A 20,228-nucleotide genomic window follows, 5' to 3' on the forward strand; every position below is an offset into this window, starting at 1 on the left:
CCCCCGCCAGCGGTTCCCGCTGTCGATCGGGTCGATCGCGGCGGAGAAAGCCGGTCACACCACCGCCAGTGGTGAGGGGATCCGTGGCAGCTATACCTCTGCACCAACAGGGCGAGGCAGAGATGTAGCTGCCACAAGAACAGTAGGCAGCGCGAGCCGACCAGAAACCCCACAGAGAAACGCAGTACGCCCTCCGGTGACCGCGAGGCGGCACGGGCGCTGGGCGGCACGGGCGCTGGGCGGCACGGGCGCTGGGCGGCACGGGCGCCCGGGGAGGCACGAGCGCTGGGCGGCGCAGCCGCCCGGGGGTGACCACGCACGGGCCTTCGTTGCCGCGCGGGAGCTCGCGGCGAGCGACCACGACGGACCGGCGCAGAAAGCAGAAAGGGAGTGTCGGTTATGGGGCGTCTAGGAGGGTGCGCCAGTGGTGGACGAGCGCTGGGTCGATGGGGGAGGTCCAGGAGCCGTTGGGGCGCACTGCCGTGCCGCAGTGGAAGGCGGTGACGCCCGCGGCCAGCAGGGGTGGCAGGTGGGGCTCGCGGAGGCCGCCGCCGGCGAGGATGCGGGGGGCGGTGGGGGGCAGGGCGCGGGCTTCGGTGGGGAGGCCGTCGAAGCCGGCGGGGCCGCCGGAGGTGAGGACGTGGTCGAGGCCGGGGAGGTCTTGGATGGCGCGCCAGGCGGCGGGGCGGTCTGCGGCGAAGTCTATGGCGCGGTGGAAGGTCCAGGGGGCGGCGCCGATCGATTCGAGCACGGTTTTGACGGCGTCGAGGTCCACTTCGCTTGACTCGTCAAGGAAACCGAGCACGAACTCGGTGGCGTCGGCGTCGCGGAGGGCACGCGCGGTGTGCTGGAGCTCGGTCAGGTCGCCCGCGGCGAAGCCCTCATGTTGGCGGATCATCACGCGGATCGGGAGGGTGGTGGCGGCGCGGACAGCGGCGAAGGTTTCCACCGAGGGGGTCAGGCCCCAGCTTGCCATGTCGGCGACCAGCTCGAGACGGTCGGCGCCACCCTGCTCGGCGTGACGGGCATCGACGGCATCGAGAGCGATGACTTCCAAAAGCGGCACGGGCACAACGGCAATCATCGCATGGAAGGGGAACGGCAAAACCGTTCCCCTTGTCACACCTACAATCCGTCCACTATGGACTGCTCCCAGGTGGCCTGGTAAAGGATGCCTGGGTCAAGCACTGGGCCGTTGGGGGCCTGCACGATGGTGATGTCGTCCCCGGTGTAGCTGCTGCCTCGGCCCACAGCCCGGCCGGTCTGCGGGTCGAAGATGATTTCGTTGCCGCTGTCGCCGTCGGTCTGGCGGATCGCGACGAGTTGCGCGCCGTCGATGGTGACGTGCCGCACGCTCAGCCCGCTCAGCCCCCGGAACGAGCGCAGCAATGCCGCTCGCACGGCGGGAGGCAGGAGCAGCTCGCTGCTGGAGTAGAGCTGGCCCATGGCATCCCAGAGCTGATGGTCAACAGTCCAGCTGTCGTTGTCGGCGGTCTGCTCGCGAAGCAGGGTGAGCAGCGCGCCGGAATCGGTGGGCAGGCCGGCCAGCCATTGCGGGGTGGGCATGTTCAGGCCCGCCTGCTGCTGCTGGAACTGCTGCCGCTGCTGCGCGATGTCCTCGGCAGCGTTGGCTTTCGGGCCTTCCATCAGATTCTGGGTCCCGGCAAGGATCTTCAGGACGATCATGCCCTGCGGGTCGAACCACATCTCGCGCGGCTGAGCTTCGATGGTGCATGAGGTGTTGCCGCAACCACCCGCCCAGCCTTCGGATTTGACCCGGATGAGCTGGCCTTCGGTGAGCTGTGGGGCGGCCGGTCCGTGCTCGGCGGTGTCCGCGAGCGCGTTCAGGACGTCGATGGTTTCGGGCGTGGAAGCCACCGGCCACAGCGTGCCCGGACCGACCCGGACCACGGTTACCGACGCCGCGGCCAGCAGGACTACGGAAAGAGCGGCGATGACCGGGGTGAGCCGGCGCATCCGGGACGGGCGGGAGCGAATCGCTTCCAATTGGGTTATCCGGTACCAGGACCGGGTCACCGACTCATCGGTGGGCTCGGCCGCGAGCTGGCGCACGGCAAGCAGATCGGGATCGGTCATCAGGGCCTCACTTCAAGCGAGAGCGCGGCGCGGATCTTGGTGCGCGCGCGGTGCAGGGACGACTGGACGGAGCCGAGCGGGATCCCGAGCGCAATGGCGATCTCGGAATACTCCAGCTCCGCGATGGCGAAGAGCAGCAACACTTCCCGCTGCCGGCGCGGTAACCGAGCCAGCACGTGGGCAACTTGCGCCACGCCGCGCTGGGCATCGATCCGGTCGGCGGTCGGCTCGCCGCTGTTTTCCGCGGGACGCAGGGACGCCGTCGCGCGCAGCCGGCGAAGCTCCGCGCGGCGATGCCGGCGCAGCAGGTTGTTGCAGATGCCGTAAAGCCACGGCAGAAGATCGCCGCGCCCCGGGTCGTATCGGTTGCGCTGTTCGTAGGCGGCGAGGAAGGTCTGCGCCACGATGTCCTCGGCGGCCTGCTCCCCCACCCGGTGGGTGGCGTAACGCAGCAGGTCCCGAGCGTGGCGGTCGAACATCCCACCGATATCAGTCGGACCTAACAGCAAAGTGTCCGGTGCTGGCATACCTCTACTTGCCCGCACCGGACACCTGTGTTCCCGTTCTTAGCCAAAAAGTTTCGGCAACGTCGAAGACCAAGCTGTGCGCAGCTCGTCGAGCGGGATCTCGAACTGGTCCTTCACCACGAGCGAGGTGCCGCCGGTGGTGCCCAGCAGGGTCAGCGGGATCTCCTGCTCGGCCACCACGGCCTCGAAGGCCTGCCGCAGACCGATCGGGACGGCCACCAGTACCCGGCTGGCCGACTCGCTGAACAGGGCAACGAAGGCGTCCTCGCCGACCGTCACATTCGCGCCGATTCCCTTGCGCAGACACGATTCCGTGAGGGCCTGGGCGAGCCCGCCCTCGGAGAGGTCATGCGCGCTTCGCACCAGGCCCAGCTCTGCCGTGCGCGCCATGAACCCGGCCAGCGCCTGCTCACGCCCGAAGTCGACCTTGGGCGGGCGGCCGCCCAGATGCTGATGGGTGACCCACGCCCACTCCGACCCGGAGAACTCGTTGGCGGTCTCGCCGAGCAGGAAGAGCAGATCGCCATCGTGGCTGAAGCCCATCGGGATCCGCTTCGCCACATCGTCGATGATCCCGAGCACCCCCACGATCGGGGTCGGGTGGATGGCGGTGGCGCCGGTCTGGTTGTAGAAGCTCACGTTGCCGCCGGTGACCGGGATTCCCAGCTCCTGGCAACCGTCGGCGAGACCCCTCACGGCTTCGGCGAACTGCCACATGACGGCCGGGTCCTCGGGCGAGCCGAAGTTGAGGCAGTCGGTGACGGCGACCGGCTCGGCACCGGTCACGGCGACGTTGCGGAAGGCCTCGGCCAAGGCGAGCCGCGCTCCGTCGTAGGGGTCGAGCCGGGTGTAGCGGGAGTTGCCGTCGACCGACAGGGCTATGCCCAGGCCGGTCTCCTCATCGATGCGGATGATGCCCGAGTCTTCCGGCTGGGCGAGGATCGTGTTGCCCAGCACGTAACGGTCGTACTGCTCGGTGACCCAGGTCTTGTCGCACAGGTTCGGCGAGGCGACCAGGGTCAGCAGCGTTTCCCGAAGATCTGTAGGCCTGGGCAACGTTTCCGCGCGATCGGCCTGCAACAGGATCAGGTCGGCCGGCTCGCGCAGCGGGCGGGCGTAGATCGGCCCGTCGTCGGCGAGGCTGCCCGGCGGCACATCCACCACGGTCTCGCCGTGCCAGGTGATGCGGACCCGGCCGGTGTTGGTGACCACGCCGATCGGGGTGGCGATGACGCCCCAGATCGAGGCGACGTTGAGTACAGCGTCCAGATTGGACGGCTCGACGATGAAGAGCATGCGCTCCTGAGACTCGCTGGCGAGCACCTCGTGCGGCTCCATCGAGGCCTCGCGCAGGTGCACCTTCTCCAGCTGAACATCCATCCCGGTGCCGGCCGCCGCCGCGGTCTCGGTCAGGGCACAGGTCAGACCCGCGCCGCCGAGATCCTGTACCCCGACGATGAGCTTGTTCTCATAGAGCTCAAGGCAGGATTCGATGAGCAGCTTCTCGATGAACGGGTCGCCCACCTGAACGCTGGGCCGCCGCTGCTCGGAGCCCTCATCGAAGGTCGCGCTCGCCAGCACGGAGACGCCGCCGATTCCGTCGCGTCCGGTCTTCGCACCCATCAACACGACGATGTTGCCCGGGCCGGTGGCCGCCTTGTTCTGCAGCCGGTCAACGGGAAGAACGCCCACGCACAGGGCATTCACGAGCGGATTTCCTTGGTACGAAGGGTCGAAGACCACTTCGCCGCCGATGTTGGGCAGGCCGAGGCAGTTGCCGTAGCCACCGATCCCGCCGACCACCCCCGGCAGCACGCGCGCGGTGTCGGGGTGATCCGCCGCACCAAAGCGAAGCGGATCCATGACGGCGACCGGCCTGGCGCCCATGGCCAGGATGTCGCGCACGATCCCGCCGACGCCGGTGGCAGCGCCCTGATGGGGCTCCACAAAGGACGGATGGTTGTGCGACTCCACCTTGAACGTGACGGCGAGCTTGTCGTTGACGGCGATGACGCCCGCGTTCTCGCCTATCCCGGCGAGCATCCGATCCGACGGCGGGGCCTTCTCCCCGAACTGCTTCAGGTGAATCTTGCTCGACTTGTACGAGCAGTGCTCACTCCACATGATCGAATACATGGCCAGCTCGGACTGGGTGGGACGGCGTCCGAGGATCTGGCAGATGCGCTCGTATTCGTCCTCTTTGAGCCCCAGCTCCGCGAAGGGCTGAAGCTCGTCCGGAGTGGACTCGGCGCGCTCGACAGTATCGATACTCATTCTTTTTCACTCCCGCCCGAAAGGTGCTTCAGCACAGAGGTGAAGAAGCCGAGACCGTCGAGGGACGGGCCGGTGAGGGCCTCCACCGCGTGCTCCGGGTGCGGCATGATGCCGACCACGTTGCCCGCCTCGTTACGGATGGCCGCGATGTCACGCATCGACCCGTTCGGGTTGCCGTGTACGTATCTGGCAACGATCTGGCCGTTGTCCTCCAGCATGTCCAGCGTTTCCTCATCGGCGACGAAACAGCCCTCACCATTCTTGATCAGGATGTAGATCTCCTGTCCGTCCTGGTAGTCGCCGGTCCATGCGGTCGCGCTGCTCTCCACCCGCACCCACTGCTCCCGGTTGCGGAAGCGCAGATGCTGGTTGCGGGTCAGCGCTCCGGGCAGCAGGTGTGCCTCGCAGAGGATCTGGAAACCGTTGCAGATGCCCAGTACCGGCAGGCCGTTGGAGGCGGCCTTCTTGATCGATTCCATCACCGGCGCGAAGCGGGCGATGGCGCCGCAGCGCAGATAGTCTCCGTACGAGAAGCCGCCGGGCAACACCACGGCATCGACGCCGTGCAGGTCCGAATCGGCGTGCCACAGCCGCACAGCCTCACCGCCGGCGATGCGCACGGCGCGGGCGGCGTCCCGGTCGTCGAGCGACCCGGGGAAGGTAACCACACCGACCTTCACGACTCGACCTTCACCTGGAAGTTTTCAATCACCGGGTTGGCCAGGAGCTTGTCCGCGATCTCGCGGGCGCGCTCGAGGTCGGCCTCACCTTCGAACTCGATCTCGACCCTGCGGCCGATGCGAACCGAGGCGACGTCGCTGACGCCTAGGCGGGGAAGAGCGTTGGCCACAGCCTGACCCTGTGGGTCAAGGATTTCGGGCTTGAGCATGACGTCAACCACGACGCGAGCCACGGGGATCTCCTAGTAAAGGCGGGTAAATGCCGTCTCGTGCGGGCACAAACAGCCTACAAGCAAGATGACAGGTGGCAGAAATGGGGACATCAGATCGCTGAGATGATCGTCACTGTCGCCAGTGCGAGACAGACGCCTGCGCCGATGTATCTGATCAAGCTCAACTTCACCCGTTTGAGCAGCCATCTGCCCAGCAAAACGGCGAGACCGGAGACCGTCGCCAGGGCCAGCCAGGCACCGAGGCCGGTGGCGATCGGGGGCCGGCCACTGGCCACCAGACTTGCGGTCAGCAGCTGGGAAAGATCACCCCACTCGGCGGCGAAGAGCACGACGAAGCTTGCCCCCACCGCGCGCAGGCCCGTTTTGCGCTCGGTGACCTTGGCGCTGTACTCCTCCTCCGCCTCGCGTTCCTGCGCATCCGCCTTGCGCGCGCCACGGGCCAGGACGATCGCGCCGACCAGGAAGAGCCCGGCCGCCACGAGCTGCACCGGGCGCTGCGGCAGCCGCGAGATCAGGTGCCCGGCGGTCACCGCGACGGCGCACTGCACAGCGAACGCCAGCACCACCCCGATCCAGGTCGGCAGTGGGGGGTAGCGGGTGGAAAGGACCAGGGTCGCCACGAACGTCTTGTCCGGCAGCTCCACCGGGAAGATCGCAACAAAAGCTACGAGCATGGCCCCCACGAATTCCACGCCCCGATCATTGCAGGCTAGCGTGCACCTGTGACTCGTGAGGTGACGCTCTTACTGGTGGACGGCACGGCGCTGGCGCCGTTCGAGGTCGACTATCCGTGGTGGCAGGAGGTGCGCGGCGTGGTCTCGGGCGCCCGCAAGCACTTCGGGCTCGACCTTTCGGTGCTGCGGATCCTGAGCACCGAACCCGGGCTCACCAACGGGGGCAGGGTGACCTATCTGGCCGAGCCGGTGGGCTGGGCCGGGCCGGTGCACGACACCGACCATCCGCTGCGCCCCGACTACGCCAAGCCGGGCGGCCCTTCCCGCACCCTTGCCTGGGCACAACAGGTGCTCGACTGTCCAATCACGAATGTGCACCAGCAGCGCACCTGGAACCTCTCCGCCATATGGAAACTGGAGACCGAACGCGGTCTGGTCTGGCTCAAACAGGTCCCGAGGTTCTTTCTCCATGAGGCTTCTGTCATCGGGTACCTGGGACAGCCGCCCCTGATCGCCGCCGACGACCAGGGCCGGATGCTGCTCGCCGACGTCCCCGGCGAGGACCTTTACGGTGCCCAGTTCGAGGTGCATCGGGACATCGCCGAGGACATGGTGCGCATCCAGCTGCGCGCCCTGCAGACCGGCCCGCCGCGCGGGCTGCCCCCGATGCTCGCGCTGGCCCCGCAACCGTGGCTGGCTGAACGCCTGGAGCGGGTGGCGGCCGCGGGCATGCCCGACACCCTGGTGCACGGCGACCTTCATCCGGGCAACGTCAGGGGGACGCCAGCGCAGCGCACCATCATCGACTGGGGCGACTCCTTCTGGGGTCAGCCCGGCTTCGACATCCTTCGGCTCACTGAACGTCTGTCCAAAGAGGATGCTTTGGTATTGGTGAGGCATTGGGCCGAGCTTTGGCGCGAAGCGTTGCCAGGCTGCGATCCCGAGGCCGCCGTCGAGGCGCTAAGGCCGGTGGCCGCGCTGCGCAACGCGGCCGTTTACGCAAACTTCCTTGCCCACATCGAGCCCTCGGAACACCCCTATCACGCCGGGGATGTGCCGTTCTGGTTGGCCGAAGCTCAGAGGATCGCCGGCGGCGAGTAGGCCGCGGCGGCCGGCAGCTGGGCCACGATCTTCTCGACCCGGGCCACCACCGCCGCCACCTGAGCCTGGGCCGCGCCGACGAAAGCGGCTCTGTCCGCGATAAGCGCATCGATTTCGGCCCGGGTCAGGCTGAGCCGCGGGTCGGCTGCCAGCCGATCGAAGAGGTCGTTGGCCGCCTGGCCCTGCTCGCGCATAGCCAGCGCGACCGCCACCGCGTGTTCCTTGATGGCCTCGTGCGCGGACTCCCGGCCCACGCCCTTGCGCACCGCGCCCACCAGAACCTTCGTCGTGGCCAGGAACGGCAGATACCTTTCCAGCTCCCGGCTGATCACCGCGGGGTAGGCGCCGAACTCGTCGAGGACGGTGAGGAACGTCTGGTACAGGCCGTCGATCGCGAAGAACGCGTCGGGCAGGGCCACCCGCCGCACCACCGAACACGAGACGTCGCCCTCGTTCCACTGGTCGCCCGCCAGCTCGCCCACCATGCTCACGTAGCCGCGCACGATCACGGCCAAGCCGTTGATTCTTTCGCTGGAGCGGGTGTTCATCTTGTGCGGCATGGCTGACGAGCCCACCTGGCCCGGCTTGAAGCCCTCGGTCGCCAGCTCCTGGCCGACCATGAGCCGGATCGTGGTGGCGAAGCTGGACGGCGCTGCGGCGGCCTGGGCGAGCGCGGTCACCACGTCGTAGTCGAGCGAACGCGGGTACACCTGACCCACGCTGTCGAGGGTTTGGGTGAAGCCCAGGTGGCCGGCGACCCGCCGCTCCAGCTCCGCCACCTTCTCCGCGTCGCCGTCGAAGAGGTCCAGCTGATCGGCGCTGGTTCCCACCGGGCCTTTGATGCCCCGCAACGGATATCGCGCGATCAGCTCGGTCAGCCGGTCATAGGCGATCAGCAACTCCCCCGCGGCCGAGGCGAAACGCTTGCCCAGCGTGGTCGCCTGGGCCGGCACATTGTGGGACCGCCCGGCCATGATGACCGACTGGTATTCGGCGGCCCGCTCCGCGAGCCTGCGCAACGCGGCGACCATCAGGTCACGGGTCAGCAGCAGCGAGTCGCGAATCTGAAGCTGCTCCACGTTTTCGGTCAGGTCGCGTGAGGTCATCCCCTTGTGGATGTGCTCGTGCCCGGCGAGGTCACTGAACTCCTCGATGCGCGCCTTCACATCGTGGCGGCTGACCCGCTCCCGCGCGGCGATCGAGTCGAGGTCCACCCGATCGAGCACCCGCTCGTAGGCCTCGACCACCCCGTCCTCGACCGGAATCCCGAGATCCCGTTGCGCCCGAAGCACAGCCAGCCACAGCCGTCGCTCCGCGCGGATCTTCTCTTCCGCGGACCAGATGGTGTTCATCGCGGGTGAGGCATAGCGAGCCGCGAGCACGTTCGAAATCACGTACCCCAGTCTCTCATCTCTGCCGTATATACTGAACCGACACTCGGTATACCCTCCTTGGCCAGGGAGACAATGGTGACAAAGATGCTGATCGACATCGACGAGGAAGCGCTGGCCGAAGCGGCCGCGATCCTCGGCACGACCACCAAGAAGGACACCGTCAACACCGCCCTCCGGGAGACCGCCGCCCGGATCCGGCGAGCCCGCGCCCAGGCCAAGCTTCGCGAAATCGCTGACTCCGGCTACTTCGACGAGCTGCTCGATAAGAACAACTACCGCCCGAAGCCCAACCTATGAACACGGTCTATCTAGCCGACACCAGTGCGCTGACTCGCCTTCTCCGCGGCAGTCTTGAGCTCGGATGGGCCGATCAGATCGATGCCGGCATAGTCGGTGTGTGCCCGGTGACAGAGCTTGAAATGCTGTTCACGGCGCGCTCCAAGGAGGATCGGGAGCTCATTCTGGAAACGCTGAATGATGGATATCCCTGGGTGCCCATGCCCGAGGACGTCTTCAGACGGGCTACCCAGGTGCAGGCGATGCTCACCGAGAGAGGTGAGCATCGCAGTGCAGGGCCGGTCGATCTGCTTGTCGCGGCCACGGCTGAGCTGAACGGGCTCACCCTTCTTCACTACGACCGCGACTTCGACACCGTGACCAAAACGACCGGTCAGCCTTCCAGTTGGGTGGCCGATCCGGGATCGGTTGACTAGCGCTCGAGAACGGCGACTACGCCTTGGCCTCCGGCTGCACAGATGGAGATGAGAGCGCGGCCGGAGCCCTTCTGGGCAAGGAGTTTCGCGGCGGTGGCGACAATCCGGCCGCCGGTGGCGGCGAAGGGATGTCCGGCCGCGAGCGAGGAGCCGTGCACGTTGAGGCGGCTGCGGTCGATCGAGCCGTGGCCGTTGGCTTCCCAGGCGGCGAGGGTGGCGAGCACCTGTGACGCGAAGGCCTCATGGATTTCGTAGAAGTCGAAGTCCTGCAGCTTCAAGCCCAGCCGGTCGAGCAGCCGGGGCACCGCGTAGACCGGGGCCATCAACAGGCCCTCGGGTTCGGGGTCGCCGTTGACGAAGTCCACCGCGCCGGTCTCCGCGTCGACGAAATAAGCCTGCACCGGCAGCCGATGCTCGGCCGCCCATTGCTCGCTGGACAGCAGGACAAGAGCCGCGCCATCGGTCAGCGGCGTCGAGTTGCCCGCGGTCATGGTGGTCCCGTAGATGGGCTTGAGCGCGGCCAGTTTCTCCAAAGACGAGTCGGGGCGCAGGTTCTGGTCGCGCATCAGGCCGAGATAGGGCGTCACAAGGTCGTCGAAGAAACCGCTGTCATAGGCGGCGGCCAGCTTCCGGTGTGAGTCGAGCGCCAGCTCATCCTGATCCTCACGGGTCACGCCCCACTTCTGGGCGGTGATGGCGGCGTGTTCGCCCATCGACATTCCGGTACGCGGCTCCGCGTTGCGCGGCAGCTCCGGCTGGAACGGCTGCAGTGGGCGAAGCCCGATCGCGGCCTTGAGCCGGCCGCCGGTGCTGCGCGCGGCCCGCATGTCGAGCAGGGTGCGGCGCAGTTGCTCGTTGAGGGCGAGCGGAGCGTCCGAGGTGGTGTCGACTCCACCGCCGATGCCCGAGTCGATCTGCCCGACGGCGATTTTGTTGGCGATATAGGTGATCGCCTGAAGCCCTGTGCCGCACGCCTGCTGAAGGTCGACGGCCGGAGTGGTGGCGGCCAAGCCACTGCCGAGCACCGATTCGCGGGTGAGGTTGTAGTCGCGTGAGTGCTTGAGCACGGCCCCCGCGGCCACCTCACCGACCCGCTGGCCGGCCAACCCGAAGCGGGCCACGAGCCCGTCGAGTGTCGCGGTCAGCATGTCTTGGTTGGAGGCACGGGCGTATTTACCGTTGGAACGGGCGAACGGAATACGGCTGCCACCAAGCACCGCTACGCGCCTTATGTCCTTACTCACGAGTAAGGTGTACCTCATGGGTGACCGGTATTCAAGTTTCGCGAGGTCGGGCCTGGGCAAGCCGCTTGTCAAGCGGTTGGGTCTGCCCGACCCGCCGAAGCTCGTGAGGTGGCAACCCGGCCAGGCGGCCGGGCCGGTGTTGCTCGGCCCAGACGGCAGCCCACATCAGAAAGAGCTCACCAAGGCCCTCCAGCCGATCGAGACCGACCGCTATCACGCGCTGGTCTTCGACGCCACCGGGCTGTCCAAACCCGAAGACCTGCAAGCGCTTTACGAGTTCTTCCATCCGGTGGCCAGGTCACTGACCCCGAACGGGCGGGTCATCGTGATCGGCAAGGCGCAGGAGAGCGCCGCGCAGCGTGCGCTCGACGGCTTCGTACGCAGCGTAGGCAAGGAGTTTGGAAGAGGGACCACCGCCCAGCTGATCCGGCTCAAGCCCGGCGCCACCATCGACGGCGCACGCTCCACATTGGACTTTCTGCTGTCGGCCAAGTCGGCCTATGTGAGCGGGCAGACGATCGTCATCGGGCCCGGCGAGCCGGGTGACGGCGACCTGACCGGCAAAGTGGCGCTGGTGACCGGCGCGGCTCGCGGGATAGGCGCCGAGATCGCCGCCGTGCTGGCCCGCGATGGAGCCCACGTGATCTGTCTCGACGTCCCGGCCGCCGGCCAGGAGCTGGCCAAGGTGGCCAATCGGGTCAAAGGCGAAGCGCTGCAACTGGATCTGACCGGAAACGGCGACCTGGCGCAGCAGATTCAAGCCCGGCACCCGCAGCTGGACATCGTGGTGCACAACGCGGGCATCACCCGCGACAAGACCCTGGCCAAGATGGACCAGCAGCGCTGGGAAAGCGTTCTTGGCGTCAACCTGATCGCCCCGGCCCGGGTCACCCAGTCGCTGTTGGCCGCGGGGCTCATCCCGCAGGGCGGCCGTGTCATCGGCGTGGCCTCCATCGCCGGGATAGCGGGCAACCGGGGCCAGACCAATTACGCCACCAGCAAAGCGGGCGTCATCGGCTGGATCCACGAGCTGGCCGAGCAGCTGCGCGATCTGGGCATCACCGCCAACGCGGTCGCGCCGGGCTTCATCGAGACGGCCATGACGGCGAAGATGCCGATGCTGGTCCGCGAAGCGGGACGGCGCATGAACAGCATGTCCCAGGGCGGGCTGCCGGTAGACGTGGCGGAGACGATCGCCTGGTTCGCCGCCCCGGGCTCCGCCACGGTCACCGGCAACGTGGTGCGGGTGTGCGGGCAGATGCTCCTCGGAGCGTGATCATCTAAAGAATTGCCGCATGAGGTCGGCCGCCTCGTCGGCGAGCACGCCGGAGTAGACCTCGGGGCGATGGTTGAGCCGGCGATCGCGCAGCACGTCCCACAGCGACCCAGCGGCACCCGTCTTCGGCTCCCACGCCGCGAACACCACCCTGGCCACCCGGGCCAGCACGATGGCCCCAGCGCACATCGTGCACGGCTCCAGCGTCACCACCAGCGTGCAATCGGCGAGCCGCCAGGCGCCCCGGATCCCGGCGGCTTTGCGCAGCGCGACGATCTCGGCGTGCGCGGTGGGGTCTTTGGTGACCTCGCGTTCGTTGTGACCGAAAGCGATCTCCTCACCGGCGCCGGAGTAGATCACCGCGCCGACCGGCACGTCATCGACGGAGGACCGCGCTACCTCGAGGGCGCGCCGCATCCAATCATCGAACTCATGACTCACGTAGCTCTTCGACCTCGTCGCCACAGCCAATCATCTGGCACAGCTCGGCGGTGATGTCGGAGGGCAACAGGCCATCGGTGGCGCACAGCTGCAACAGCTTGTGCGCGGAGACGCCGAGGTCGGCGAGGAGATCGGCGTCGCCGACCGGGTCCACGGTGGGATCGGCGGCCGGCTTGTCTTCGTCATCGACCTCTTCGTCGATCTCCAGAGCCGGCGACTCGACGTCGCTCAGCAACAGCTTGCCCAGCCTCGACTCCTCGGCGAATGCCGAGTCGGACCCGAAGATGCGCAGATCCTCACCCTCATCGAGACGCATGATGGCAAGGTACGCATCGACGGCCTCGACGAAGAGCAACGAAACCGAGGCATCGGGCTCCGCATCGCGGAGCAGATCGGCGACCTCGTCCACATCGGCGACGCCGCTGAGATCCAATTCAGAAGCGGACCAGCCCAATTTTCCCCGGACTACCGCTGCGGCGAAATGCGCAGAGCTAACCAAGGACACGTGACTTCCCCCAAGAATCGATGTTTCACTGTCCTGATCTGAAAAACGACCGGTTATACGCATCGTAATCCGCTCCGGGAACACTCATCACACCGGCCAATCGCCCAGCCGGATCCATTCGATTAACACGGAAAGCACCGCCACGGCCCACGCTACCCCGGCAGCAGCCGCGACCCCGGTGGCGACACCACGGTCACCGGCCCTGGTGAGCAGGTAGGCGGCGAGCCAGGCGGTCAGCCCGGCGACGAGAGTCCACCACAGATAGCCACGTAGCGTCACACTCAGTAACCCAAACGCCAGCAACCACAGCCCGGCCGCGAGCGCGCCACTGAGCACCGCGGCGGCCCGGACCGGATGCGCCTCGCGCAGCGTCGGTCTCGTCATGCATTGCTAACCGGCAAAAAGCCGGTCACGGTACGCCGATCGGGGGCCACAGTCGTGACCCATCCTCCGGCGCGGCCCAATCGGAGCAAAGTCTCCACGTGCGCAGGCACTTCCTCGGGCCTTCCCGGGTCGGGCGGCCAGGCGCCACGGGTGGCATGCCCCTCGGCGGCCCACGCGCGCACCGCCTTGACCGGATCCCGCTCCTCCAGCGCTTGCATCGCCCCGTCGAGACGCTGGATCACGTGGGCCAGGGCCAGCTTGACCGCCTCCGCGTTACCGCCGCACATCGCCGCGACCAGCTCCGGCCGGGTGGCGGCAACCCTTGTCCCGTCCCGGAACGAGCCCGCTGCGAGGGTCAGCGCCAGCAGGTCCTCGGCCGCGTTGGCCGCCAGGGCGGAGGCCATCAGGTGGGGTACGTGGCTGATCGCCGCGACCGCACGATCGTGCTCCTCGGTCGTGGCCGGGACCACCCGGGCCCCGAGCTCGGTGATCAGCTCCGCCACGGTGAGCCAGTCGTCGAGACCGACCCCCTCATCGAGGCAGAGCACCCAGGCGCAGCCGGTGAACAGGGCCGCGTCTCCGGAGGCGAAGCCGGAGGCTTCCCGGCCCGCCATCGGATGCCCGCCAACGAAACCGGCCACCGGGTTGGCCGCGCCGGTGAGCCGGGTGGCGACCGCGTCGCGTACCTGCCCCTTCACCGATGTCACATCGGTGATCAGGCCGTGGAAGCCGCTGGCCACCAAGGCGTCCAGCACGTTGTGCAGGGCTGGAAGCGGGACGGCCAGCACCACCAGGTCGGCGTCGGCGGCGACATCGCGGATGGTCGCGGTCACCTGCCAGCGCCCGGTCGCGGGCATGCGCGCCGCCGCGTCGCGCGCGGTGGCCCTTACCGCCGGATCGGCGTCGAACCCGAGCACCCGATGGCCTCGTGCCGCGAGAGCCCGGATTAGCGAGCCCCCGATGAGGCCCAAACCGATCACCGCGATATTCACAGCGGAAGCCTTACACAAGATCGTGCCCGGTAGCGACCAGCCGGTTGACTGATTCGTTGGATCATCATGAGACGCCTGCTCACGCTCGCTGCCACCGCGGTCGCCCTGGCCCTACCGGGTACGGCTTACGCGGTGCCGGTCAGCCCGGTCCCGATGCCCTCGGCCACCTTCGACGGACCGGTGCGCACGGCTGTCTACTGGGGACACGTCATCTATGTGGCAGGCGACTTCAGCTCGGCGACGGTCAACGGCATCAAGTTCAGCCGCGGCCGGCTCGCCGCCCTCGACGCGCGCAACGGCGCGCTGCTGAGCTGGAAACCCACCGCCAACGCGCTCGTCACCTCGATCGCTGTCGACGCCACCGGGGTTTACATCGCCGGGGACTTCACCTCCGTCAACGGGGTCAAACGCGATTCGCTCGCCAAGCTCGACCCCGGTACGGGGGCGTTGCGCACCACGTTCAGCCACACCATCAGCGGTGCCGCGAAGGCCATCGCCACCGGCCACGGCCGGGTCTACCTCGGTGGGTCGCTGACCAGAGTGGACGGCTACACCCGCAACCGGGTGGCCGCCTTCGACGCTCTGACCGGGGCGCTCGACCAGAGCTGGGCCCCGGTCGCCGACGACTCGGTGCTGGCGATCCTTCCCACCGCCGACAGCGTCTTCCTCGGGGGACGCTTCGGCAGCGTCAATGGCGCGTCGAGTACCCAGAAACTGGCAGCGGTGACCCCTGACTCCGGTCGGGTGCTGACTTCCTTTGCCTCCAAGGTGTTCGCGATGATTCACGATCTCGCGCTGGCCGGTGGCGTGCTTTACGCCGGCATCGATGGCAGCGGCGGCCGGGCCATGGCTATCGACGCCGCCACCGGTGACGCGAAATGGACCATCACCACCGACGGCGACGTGCAGGCGATCGCCGTGCTCGAAGATGTCGTCTACCTCGGTGGCCACTTCGACAACGTGTGTAAGAGCACCAACGTCGGCAACAAGGGCGTGTGTCTCGACGGGTCCACGCGCCGCATCAAGCTCGCCGCGGTCGACCTCAACGGCGCCCTATTGCCCTGGACAGCCAACGGAAACGGCTCGGTCGGCGTGCACACCCTCATCGCCGACGACGCGCACGGCCAGCTCTCCGCGGGCGGTGAGTTCAGCGTCATCAACGGCGTGGAACAACGCCGCTTCGCCCTCTTCAACCTGCCCCTCTAGAAACTGGGCACGAGAGAGGCGATGAGGCCGACGAGGACCGGGGTGAGCACGACGAAACCGGCTCTCAGCTCACCGAAGGTGGTCTGGTCGAGGCCGAGCATCTTCTCCAGCTTGAGCCGGTCGTCGGCGGCGGTGATGAGCTGGCCGGTGATCACGTTGGCGAGCGGGAAATAGCGCTCGACGTAGATGGCGCCGCGCTTGCGCAGGGTGGACGCGGAAGGCACGTACATCATGCCGACGACGAACGAGGCGACCACGCCCGAGAAGATGACGACGTTGGGATTCTGCTTCTCCAGGCCCCAGTCCAGAGCGGCCGCGTTGACGCCCATCACGAGCAACACCAGCAGGCCTAGCTGACTGAGCATGCGGGCGGCCATACGGCGCAGGCGCAGCAGGGCGTCGAGTTGCTGTCCGGCGTTGCCCGGCAGCGGGTCGGCGACGACCTGCTTGATGGCGGCCAGCGTCAGCGCGATGGGCAGGCCGCCGATGATGGCCAGGGCGGAGAGGGCGATGCCGTTCTGGGTCAGGTTCTCGCTGTCCTGGAAGATGTAGGGCGTCGAAGCGACCAGACCGGCCGCGACCAGAAGCACCAACAGCACGGAAAGCCATACCCGCCAGCGCTTGATGACGTGGTACTGCTTCACTTCGGCCCAGCGGGACAGGCCGAACCCGAAGGCCTCACCGGCGGCGACCCCGAGCAGGGTGGCGACGAGCGCGAAGATGAGCCACTTCTGCTGCTCATCGCCCTTGGCTGGGTGGCTGGTCGCCGCGATCGCCGCCCCGGTGACCGCGCCGAGCACCATGGTGAAAAGCCGGATGTCGCCCACGCCGACGGTCGGGCCCGCGGGCTCGTCGACTTGTAAGTCAGGGTCGGTATAAGCCAGGCTTCGCTGCTGGATCATACGAAACTCTCCTGTGGGCATCGGCTCTACCGGCATCGGCCATTCCTCTCGTTGCGACGGAGAACGCTAGCGGCAAGAACCAGAAAGGACAATGGGGCATATGCGAAACGCTTTGCGCGGTGATTGCCACGTCCACACCGATTGGTCGGACGGGGGAGACACGCTGCCAGCGATGATCGCGGCCGCGGCTCAGGCCGGACACGATTACGTCGTCATCACCGACCACTCGCCCAGATTGAAGGTTGCCAACGGATTGACGGCGGCACGCCTTCGCCAGCAGCTAGAAGTCATTCAAGCGGTCAATGATTCTCTCGCCGGTACGGGATTTCGCGTCCTCCGGGGCATAGAAGTCGACATTCTCGTCGACGGCTCACTCGACCAGAGTCCGGAGCTGCTCGCCGAGCTGGATGTCGTGGTCGGCTCCGTCCACAGTGAGTTGCGCATGGACAAGGGCGCGATGACCCGGCGCATGGTGAAGGCACTGGAAAATCCGCACCTGGACATCCTCGGCCACTGCACGGGCCGCAAGCTGCCGGTGGCCACCGACGCCTCGCACGCGACACGACGCCGGCCGCCCAGCAGTTTCGACGCCGATGCCGTGTTCGAGGCGGTCGCCGCGAACTCCAAAGCGCTGGAAATCAACTGCCGTCCGGACCGCCTGGACCCGCCCTCGACCATGCTGCGCAAGGCGACCCGTGTCGATGGCCTTCTCTTCGCGATCGACTCGGACGCCCACGCGGTGGCGCAGCTGGATTGGCTGAGCTACGGGTGTGAGCGAGCCGAGGCTGCCGGGCTGGAACCCGAGCGGGTGGTCAACACGTGGTCGGCGGAGGAGTTGCTCGATTGGGCCGCTTCCCACGGCGGCTGAACCGCCGCCACCCGCCTGCGGGTGAACAGCCCCTGGGCGGTGGCCACCCCGAGGAGCACGATCGCGGCGCCTACCGGAAGGTTCCACGTCAGCGACTCGCCCAGGACCACTATGCCCAGCAGCACGGCCACCACCGGTACCAGATAGGTGACAAACGCGGCCGTAGAAGCCCCAGCGACCTTGATGACGCGCATGTTGAGAGCGAACGCGATGCCGCTGCCGAACACGCCCAGCGCCAGAATCGAGCCGAGGACATCCCAGCCCCAGCTGCTCGGCGCGGGAGGCGGACCGGACAGGACAAGCGCGGCGAGGGTTGACGCCACCGTTCCGATGATCACTTGGACCGCGGCCAGCGAAACGCCCGAAGCGGTGGTGCTGCCGGTGATGAAGCGTTTGATGTAAGGAATGGTGATTCCGTAGCAGAGCGCGGCCGCCCCGCACATGAGCTGGCCCACCAGGTCGGAGGCCTGGGCTTGCCAGAAGCCGAGCACCACGAGCACCCCGGCGAAGCCGAGGCCCAGACCGGCCGCCGCCCGGACGGTGAACTTCTCCGTGCGGTAGACGAAGACGGCGAAGGGAAGCACCCACAGCGCGGTGGTGGCGTTCCAGATGCCCGCCACGATGCTCGAGACCCGCTCTTCGCCGTAGGCGAACAGCGCGAACGGCACAGCCGTGCCGAGCACCCCAGGCACCAGCATGTGCAGCCAGACGCGGCGCTGCGCGGGGAGCCGGGTTTTGGTGACCATCAGTATCGCCAGCAGCGCGAGGGCCCCAGCGCCCAGGCGTCCCGCCGCGACCCAGGTCGGGTGAAGCACCTCGACCGCAATCTTGATAAAGATGAACGACGAGCCCCAGATGACCGCGTTGGCGAGGAAGCCGGGCAGCCAGGATGAGCGCTTGTCAGGAGCGTTACTGGGTGTCACTCCTGACACTCTGCCAGAGGTGGCCGACCAAAGGCGTGCGGTTTTCGGACAACCAACCACCAATTCCAGTCTGTTTCCTCACACTGTTTCGGATAGGTTCGTCGACATGGAACGACGTGTAGACGACTTGGCCAATAGCTACGTCGATGAGTGGGCGCCACTATCCCCCGTGGGGGCTACCTATGTGGGCATAGAGGGTTACGACGACAAGTTGGATGATCTATCCATCGAGGGCTACGAGGCGCTTGCCGAGCTTGATAGGCGAACCCTTACCAAGCTCAACTCGATAGAACCGATCGACGACCGCGAATTCGTCGCCAAAGAGGCGATGAAGGAACGGCTTGAGCTCGCGATCGCCCGGCACGAGGCGGGCGAGACCGCAAGCGAGATGAACGTGATCAACAGTGGTCTGCACAACACGCGACAGGCCTTTGACCTGATGCCCACCGAAGGCGAAGGCGCGGCCGAGAACATAGCCTCCCGGCTGGAAGCCTTTCCCGCGGCGCTGACCCAGCTGAGGCAGACGCTGTTGGACGAGGCGGGCCGGGGCAACGTCTCCGCGCGCAAGCAGATGATCGAAGTCGCCAAGCAGTGTGCGATCTGGACGGATCCCGCCGGCGACGACTTCTACCGCAAACTGGTGGCCCGGGTCGGTGCCCAGGGCACGCTGGGCGCCAGGCTCGACACCGCGGCCGAGGCGGCCAACGCCGCCACCATCGAGTTCGGTCACTTCCTCAACGAGGAGATGGCCCCGCTGGGCCGGCCCAAGGAGGCCGCCGGGCGCGAACGCTACGAGCTGGCGAGCCAATTCTTCCTCGGCGCGCGCGTCGACCTCGACGAGACCTACGCCTGGGCCTTCGACGAGCTGCACCGGCTGGAGACCGAGATGCGCGCGGTGGCGGCCGAGATCGCGGGCCCCGGCGCTTCCGTGTCCCAAGCCGTGGAAAAGCTCGACGCCGACCCGAAATACCGCATCGCGGGCAAGGAAGCGTTCCGCGAGTGGATGCAGCAGCTGGGCGAGAAGGCCATCAGCGATCTGCACGGCACGCACTTCGACATTCCCGAGCCGGTACACCGCATCGAGGCCTGCATAGCGCCCACGAGCGACGGCGCGATCTACTACACCGGCCCGAGCGAAGACTTCACGCGGCCGGGACGGATGTGGTGGGCGGTGCCGCTGGGCATCGACGAGTTCAGCACCTGGCGTGAGGTCACCACCGTGTACCACGAGGGAGTGCCAGGGCACCATCTCCAGGTGGCGCAGACGGTCTACCGGGCCGAGCTGCTCAACCGCTGGCAGCGCCTGCTGTGCTGGTGTTCGGGCCACGGCGAGGGCTGGGCGCTCTACTCGGAGCGGCTGATGGACGACCTCGGCTACCTGTCCGACCCGGCCGACAAGCTCGGCATGCTTGACGCGCAAGGGATGCGGGCGGCACGCGTCATCGTCGACATCGGCATGCACCTCGAGCTGGAGATCCCGCGCGACAACCCGTTCGGGTTCCACCCGGGCGAGCGCTGGACGCCGCAGCTGGGCTGGGAGTTCATGCGGGCGCACTGCCGGGTGCCGGAGGAGAACCTGCGCTTCGAGCTCAACCGCTACCTCGGCTGGCCGGGCCAGGCCCCCTCGTACAAGGTGGGCGAGCGCATCTGGCTGCAGGCGCGCGACGATGCCAAGGCGCGCAAGGGTGCCGACTTCGACCTGAAGAAGTTCCACGGCGATGCCCTCAACCTGGGCGCGCTGGGCCTCGACCCGTTGCGCAAAGCGCTCGCGCGTCTTTAGCGGTAAGGCAATGC

General features: G+C 67.3%; 21 protein-coding genes and 1 pseudogene. 7 read left to right on the top strand and 15 right to left on the bottom strand.

Features of this window, described 5'->3' with window-relative positions:
- Positions 1–397 precede the first annotated feature (397 nt).
- From Rhe02_RS39195 to Rhe02_RS39225, 7 genes are all read right to left on the bottom strand, one after another.
- Positions 398–1,072 (bottom strand): copper homeostasis protein CutC, encoded by a 675-nt coding sequence (locus tag Rhe02_RS39195; RefSeq protein WP_239124337.1) that lies wholly within the window; start codon positions 1,070–1,072, stop codon positions 398–400.
- A gap of 53 nt (positions 1,073–1,125) precedes the next feature.
- A complete protein-coding gene (locus Rhe02_RS39200; protein ID WP_203913561.1) occupies positions 1,126–2,097 on the bottom strand; it encodes a CU044_5270 family protein in 972 nt (323 codons plus the stop codon).
- Positions 2,097–2,576 carry an RNA polymerase sigma factor gene (locus Rhe02_RS39205; protein ID WP_203913562.1) on the bottom strand — a complete coding sequence of 160 codons (480 nt, stop codon included), beginning with the start codon at positions 2,574–2,576 and terminating at the stop codon, positions 2,097–2,099. Before Rhe02_RS39205 ends, Rhe02_RS39200 begins: the two co-directional genes overlap by 1 nt.
- Before the next feature lie 87 nt (positions 2,577–2,663).
- Positions 2,664–4,898 (bottom strand): phosphoribosylformylglycinamidine synthase subunit PurL, encoded by a 2,235-nt coding sequence (purL, locus tag Rhe02_RS39210; protein WP_203913563.1) that lies wholly within the window; start codon positions 4,896–4,898, stop codon positions 2,664–2,666.
- Positions 4,895–5,578: a phosphoribosylformylglycinamidine synthase subunit PurQ gene (gene purQ / locus Rhe02_RS39215; protein WP_203913564.1), complete on the bottom strand. Its 684-nt coding sequence runs from the start codon at positions 5,576–5,578 to the stop codon at positions 4,895–4,897. The genes purL and purQ overlap by 4 nt, the downstream gene beginning before the upstream one ends.
- Positions 5,575–5,811, bottom strand: coding sequence for a phosphoribosylformylglycinamidine synthase subunit PurS (gene purS, locus Rhe02_RS39220; protein WP_203913565.1), 237 nt, complete (start codon positions 5,809–5,811; stop codon positions 5,575–5,577). The genes purQ and purS overlap by 4 nt, the downstream gene beginning before the upstream one ends.
- Before the next feature lie 89 nt (positions 5,812–5,900).
- Entirely contained in the window at positions 5,901–6,503 is a 603-nt protein-coding gene (locus Rhe02_RS39225; protein WP_203913566.1) for a TMEM165/GDT1 family protein, read from the bottom strand.
- Between the two features lie 30 nt (positions 6,504–6,533).
- Between Rhe02_RS39225 and Rhe02_RS39230 the strand changes: the two genes are divergently transcribed.
- Positions 6,534–7,586 (top strand): phosphotransferase family protein, encoded by a 1,053-nt coding sequence (locus Rhe02_RS39230; protein ID WP_203913567.1) that lies wholly within the window; start codon positions 6,534–6,536, stop codon positions 7,584–7,586.
- Here the strand turns inward: Rhe02_RS39230 and purB are convergent.
- Positions 7,562–8,980 (bottom strand): adenylosuccinate lyase, encoded by a 1,419-nt coding sequence (gene purB / locus Rhe02_RS39235; protein WP_203913568.1) that lies wholly within the window; start codon positions 8,978–8,980, stop codon positions 7,562–7,564. The genes Rhe02_RS39230 and purB overlap by 25 nt on opposite strands.
- A gap of 84 nt (positions 8,981–9,064) precedes the next feature.
- Between purB and Rhe02_RS39240 the strand changes: the two genes are divergently transcribed.
- On the top strand, positions 9,065–9,277 hold the full coding sequence (locus tag Rhe02_RS39240) for a type II toxin-antitoxin system VapB family antitoxin (RefSeq protein ID WP_239124338.1): 213 nt from the start codon (positions 9,065–9,067) through the stop codon (positions 9,275–9,277).
- The gene (locus Rhe02_RS39245; RefSeq protein WP_203913570.1) at positions 9,274–9,693 is read left to right on the top strand and encodes a PIN domain nuclease; all 420 of its coding nucleotides are present in this window, start codon (positions 9,274–9,276) and stop codon (positions 9,691–9,693) included. Before Rhe02_RS39240 ends, Rhe02_RS39245 begins: the two co-directional genes overlap by 4 nt.
- On the opposite strand, the gene Rhe02_RS39250 is transcribed toward Rhe02_RS39245, so the two are convergent.
- A complete protein-coding gene (locus Rhe02_RS39250; RefSeq protein WP_373320772.1) occupies positions 9,690–10,937 on the bottom strand; it encodes an acetyl-CoA C-acetyltransferase in 1,248 nt (415 codons plus the stop codon). The genes Rhe02_RS39245 and Rhe02_RS39250 overlap by 4 nt on opposite strands.
- A 16-nt stretch (positions 10,938–10,953) precedes the next feature.
- On the opposite strand from Rhe02_RS39250, the gene Rhe02_RS39255 reads away from it, so the two are divergent.
- Positions 10,954–12,213: a 3-oxoacyl-ACP reductase gene (locus tag Rhe02_RS39255; RefSeq protein ID WP_203913572.1), complete on the top strand. Its 1,260-nt coding sequence runs from the start codon at positions 10,954–10,956 to the stop codon at positions 12,211–12,213.
- On the opposite strand, the gene Rhe02_RS39260 is transcribed toward Rhe02_RS39255, so the two are convergent.
- The 4 genes from Rhe02_RS39260 to Rhe02_RS39275 form a co-directional block, all read right to left on the bottom strand.
- Positions 12,214–12,630: a nucleoside deaminase gene (locus tag Rhe02_RS39260; protein WP_203913573.1), complete on the bottom strand. Its 417-nt coding sequence runs from the start codon at positions 12,628–12,630 to the stop codon at positions 12,214–12,216.
- Positions 12,631–12,643: 13 nt separating this feature from the next.
- The gene (locus tag Rhe02_RS39265; protein ID WP_373320773.1) at positions 12,644–13,153 is read right to left on the bottom strand and encodes a tRNA adenosine deaminase-associated protein; all 510 of its coding nucleotides are present in this window, start codon (positions 13,151–13,153) and stop codon (positions 12,644–12,646) included.
- A 93-nt stretch (positions 13,154–13,246) separates the two neighbouring features.
- Positions 13,247–13,543, bottom strand: coding sequence for a hypothetical protein (locus Rhe02_RS39270; protein ID WP_203913575.1), 297 nt, complete (start codon positions 13,541–13,543; stop codon positions 13,247–13,249).
- Positions 13,540–14,535 carry a prephenate dehydrogenase/arogenate dehydrogenase family protein gene (locus tag Rhe02_RS39275; RefSeq protein ID WP_203913576.1) on the bottom strand — a complete coding sequence of 332 codons (996 nt, stop codon included), beginning with the start codon at positions 14,533–14,535 and terminating at the stop codon, positions 13,540–13,542. The genes Rhe02_RS39270 and Rhe02_RS39275 overlap by 4 nt, the downstream gene beginning before the upstream one ends.
- Before the next feature lie 66 nt (positions 14,536–14,601).
- Here Rhe02_RS39275 and Rhe02_RS39280 point away from each other — a divergent pair, with 66 nt between their 5' ends.
- Entirely contained in the window at positions 14,602–15,741 is a 1,140-nt protein-coding gene (locus tag Rhe02_RS39280; RefSeq protein WP_203913577.1) for an outer membrane protein assembly factor BamB family protein, read from the top strand.
- Here Rhe02_RS39280 and Rhe02_RS39285 read toward each other — a convergent pair.
- Positions 15,738–16,643 (bottom strand): hypothetical protein, encoded by a 906-nt coding sequence (locus Rhe02_RS39285; protein WP_203913578.1) that lies wholly within the window; start codon positions 16,641–16,643, stop codon positions 15,738–15,740. The two genes, Rhe02_RS39280 and Rhe02_RS39285, sit on opposite strands and share 4 nt — an antisense overlap.
- 100 nt (positions 16,644–16,743) lie before the next feature.
- Here Rhe02_RS39285 and Rhe02_RS39290 point away from each other — a divergent pair.
- Positions 16,744–17,511, top strand: a pseudogene (locus Rhe02_RS39290) (PHP domain-containing protein); the annotation flags it as partial.
- On the opposite strand, the gene Rhe02_RS39295 reads toward Rhe02_RS39290, so the two are convergent.
- The gene (locus tag Rhe02_RS39295; RefSeq protein ID WP_203913580.1) at positions 17,406–18,434 is read right to left on the bottom strand and encodes a DMT family transporter; all 1,029 of its coding nucleotides are present in this window, start codon (positions 18,432–18,434) and stop codon (positions 17,406–17,408) included. The pseudogene Rhe02_RS39290 and the gene Rhe02_RS39295 sit on opposite strands and share 106 nt — an antisense overlap.
- A gap of 106 nt (positions 18,435–18,540) precedes the next feature.
- On the opposite strand from Rhe02_RS39295, the gene Rhe02_RS39300 reads away from it, so the two are divergent.
- Positions 18,541–20,214: a DUF885 domain-containing protein gene (locus Rhe02_RS39300; protein WP_203913581.1), complete on the top strand. Its 1,674-nt coding sequence runs from the start codon at positions 18,541–18,543 to the stop codon at positions 20,212–20,214.
- The last annotated feature ends 14 nt before the right edge of the window (positions 20,215–20,228 follow it).

It is taken from the genome of Rhizocola hellebori, assembly GCF_016862955.1.
Classification (GTDB): Bacteria; Actinomycetota; Actinomycetes; order Mycobacteriales; family Micromonosporaceae; genus Rhizocola; species Rhizocola hellebori.

What these genes read in the sequence shown, in the direction of transcription:
- Rhe02_RS39205 (WP_203913562.1), bottom strand. Translation starts at nt 2,576, where the DNA reads ATGTTCGACCGCCACGCTCGGGACCTGCTGCGTTACGCCACCCACCGG.
- Rhe02_RS39280 (WP_203913577.1), top strand. Translation starts at nt 14,602, where the DNA reads ATGAGACGCCTGCTCACGCTCGCTGCCACCGCGGTCGCCCTGGCCCTA.
- Rhe02_RS39200 (WP_203913561.1), bottom strand. Translation starts at nt 2,097, where the DNA reads ATGACCGATCCCGATCTGCTTGCCGTGCGCCAGCTCGCGGCCGAGCCC.
- Rhe02_RS39285 (WP_203913578.1), bottom strand. Translation starts at nt 16,643, where the DNA reads ATGATCCAGCAGCGAAGCCTGGCTTATACCGACCCTGACTTACAAGTC.
- Rhe02_RS39300 (WP_203913581.1), top strand. Translation starts at nt 18,541, where the DNA reads ATGGAACGACGTGTAGACGACTTGGCCAATAGCTACGTCGATGAGTGG.
- Rhe02_RS39255 (WP_203913572.1), top strand. Translation starts at nt 10,954, where the DNA reads ATGGGTGACCGGTATTCAAGTTTCGCGAGGTCGGGCCTGGGCAAGCCG.
- Rhe02_RS39270 (WP_203913575.1), bottom strand. Translation starts at nt 13,543, where the DNA reads ATGACGAGACCGACGCTGCGCGAGGCGCATCCGGTCCGGGCCGCCGCG.
- Rhe02_RS39260 (WP_203913573.1), bottom strand. Translation starts at nt 12,630, where the DNA reads ATGCGGCGCGCCCTCGAGGTAGCGCGGTCCTCCGTCGATGACGTGCCG.
- purL (WP_203913563.1), bottom strand. Translation starts at nt 4,898, where the DNA reads ATGAGTATCGATACTGTCGAGCGCGCCGAGTCCACTCCGGACGAGCTT.
- Rhe02_RS39240 (WP_239124338.1), top strand. Translation starts at nt 9,065, where the DNA reads ATGCTGATCGACATCGACGAGGAAGCGCTGGCCGAAGCGGCCGCGATC.
- Rhe02_RS39245 (WP_203913570.1), top strand. Translation starts at nt 9,274, where the DNA reads ATGAACACGGTCTATCTAGCCGACACCAGTGCGCTGACTCGCCTTCTC.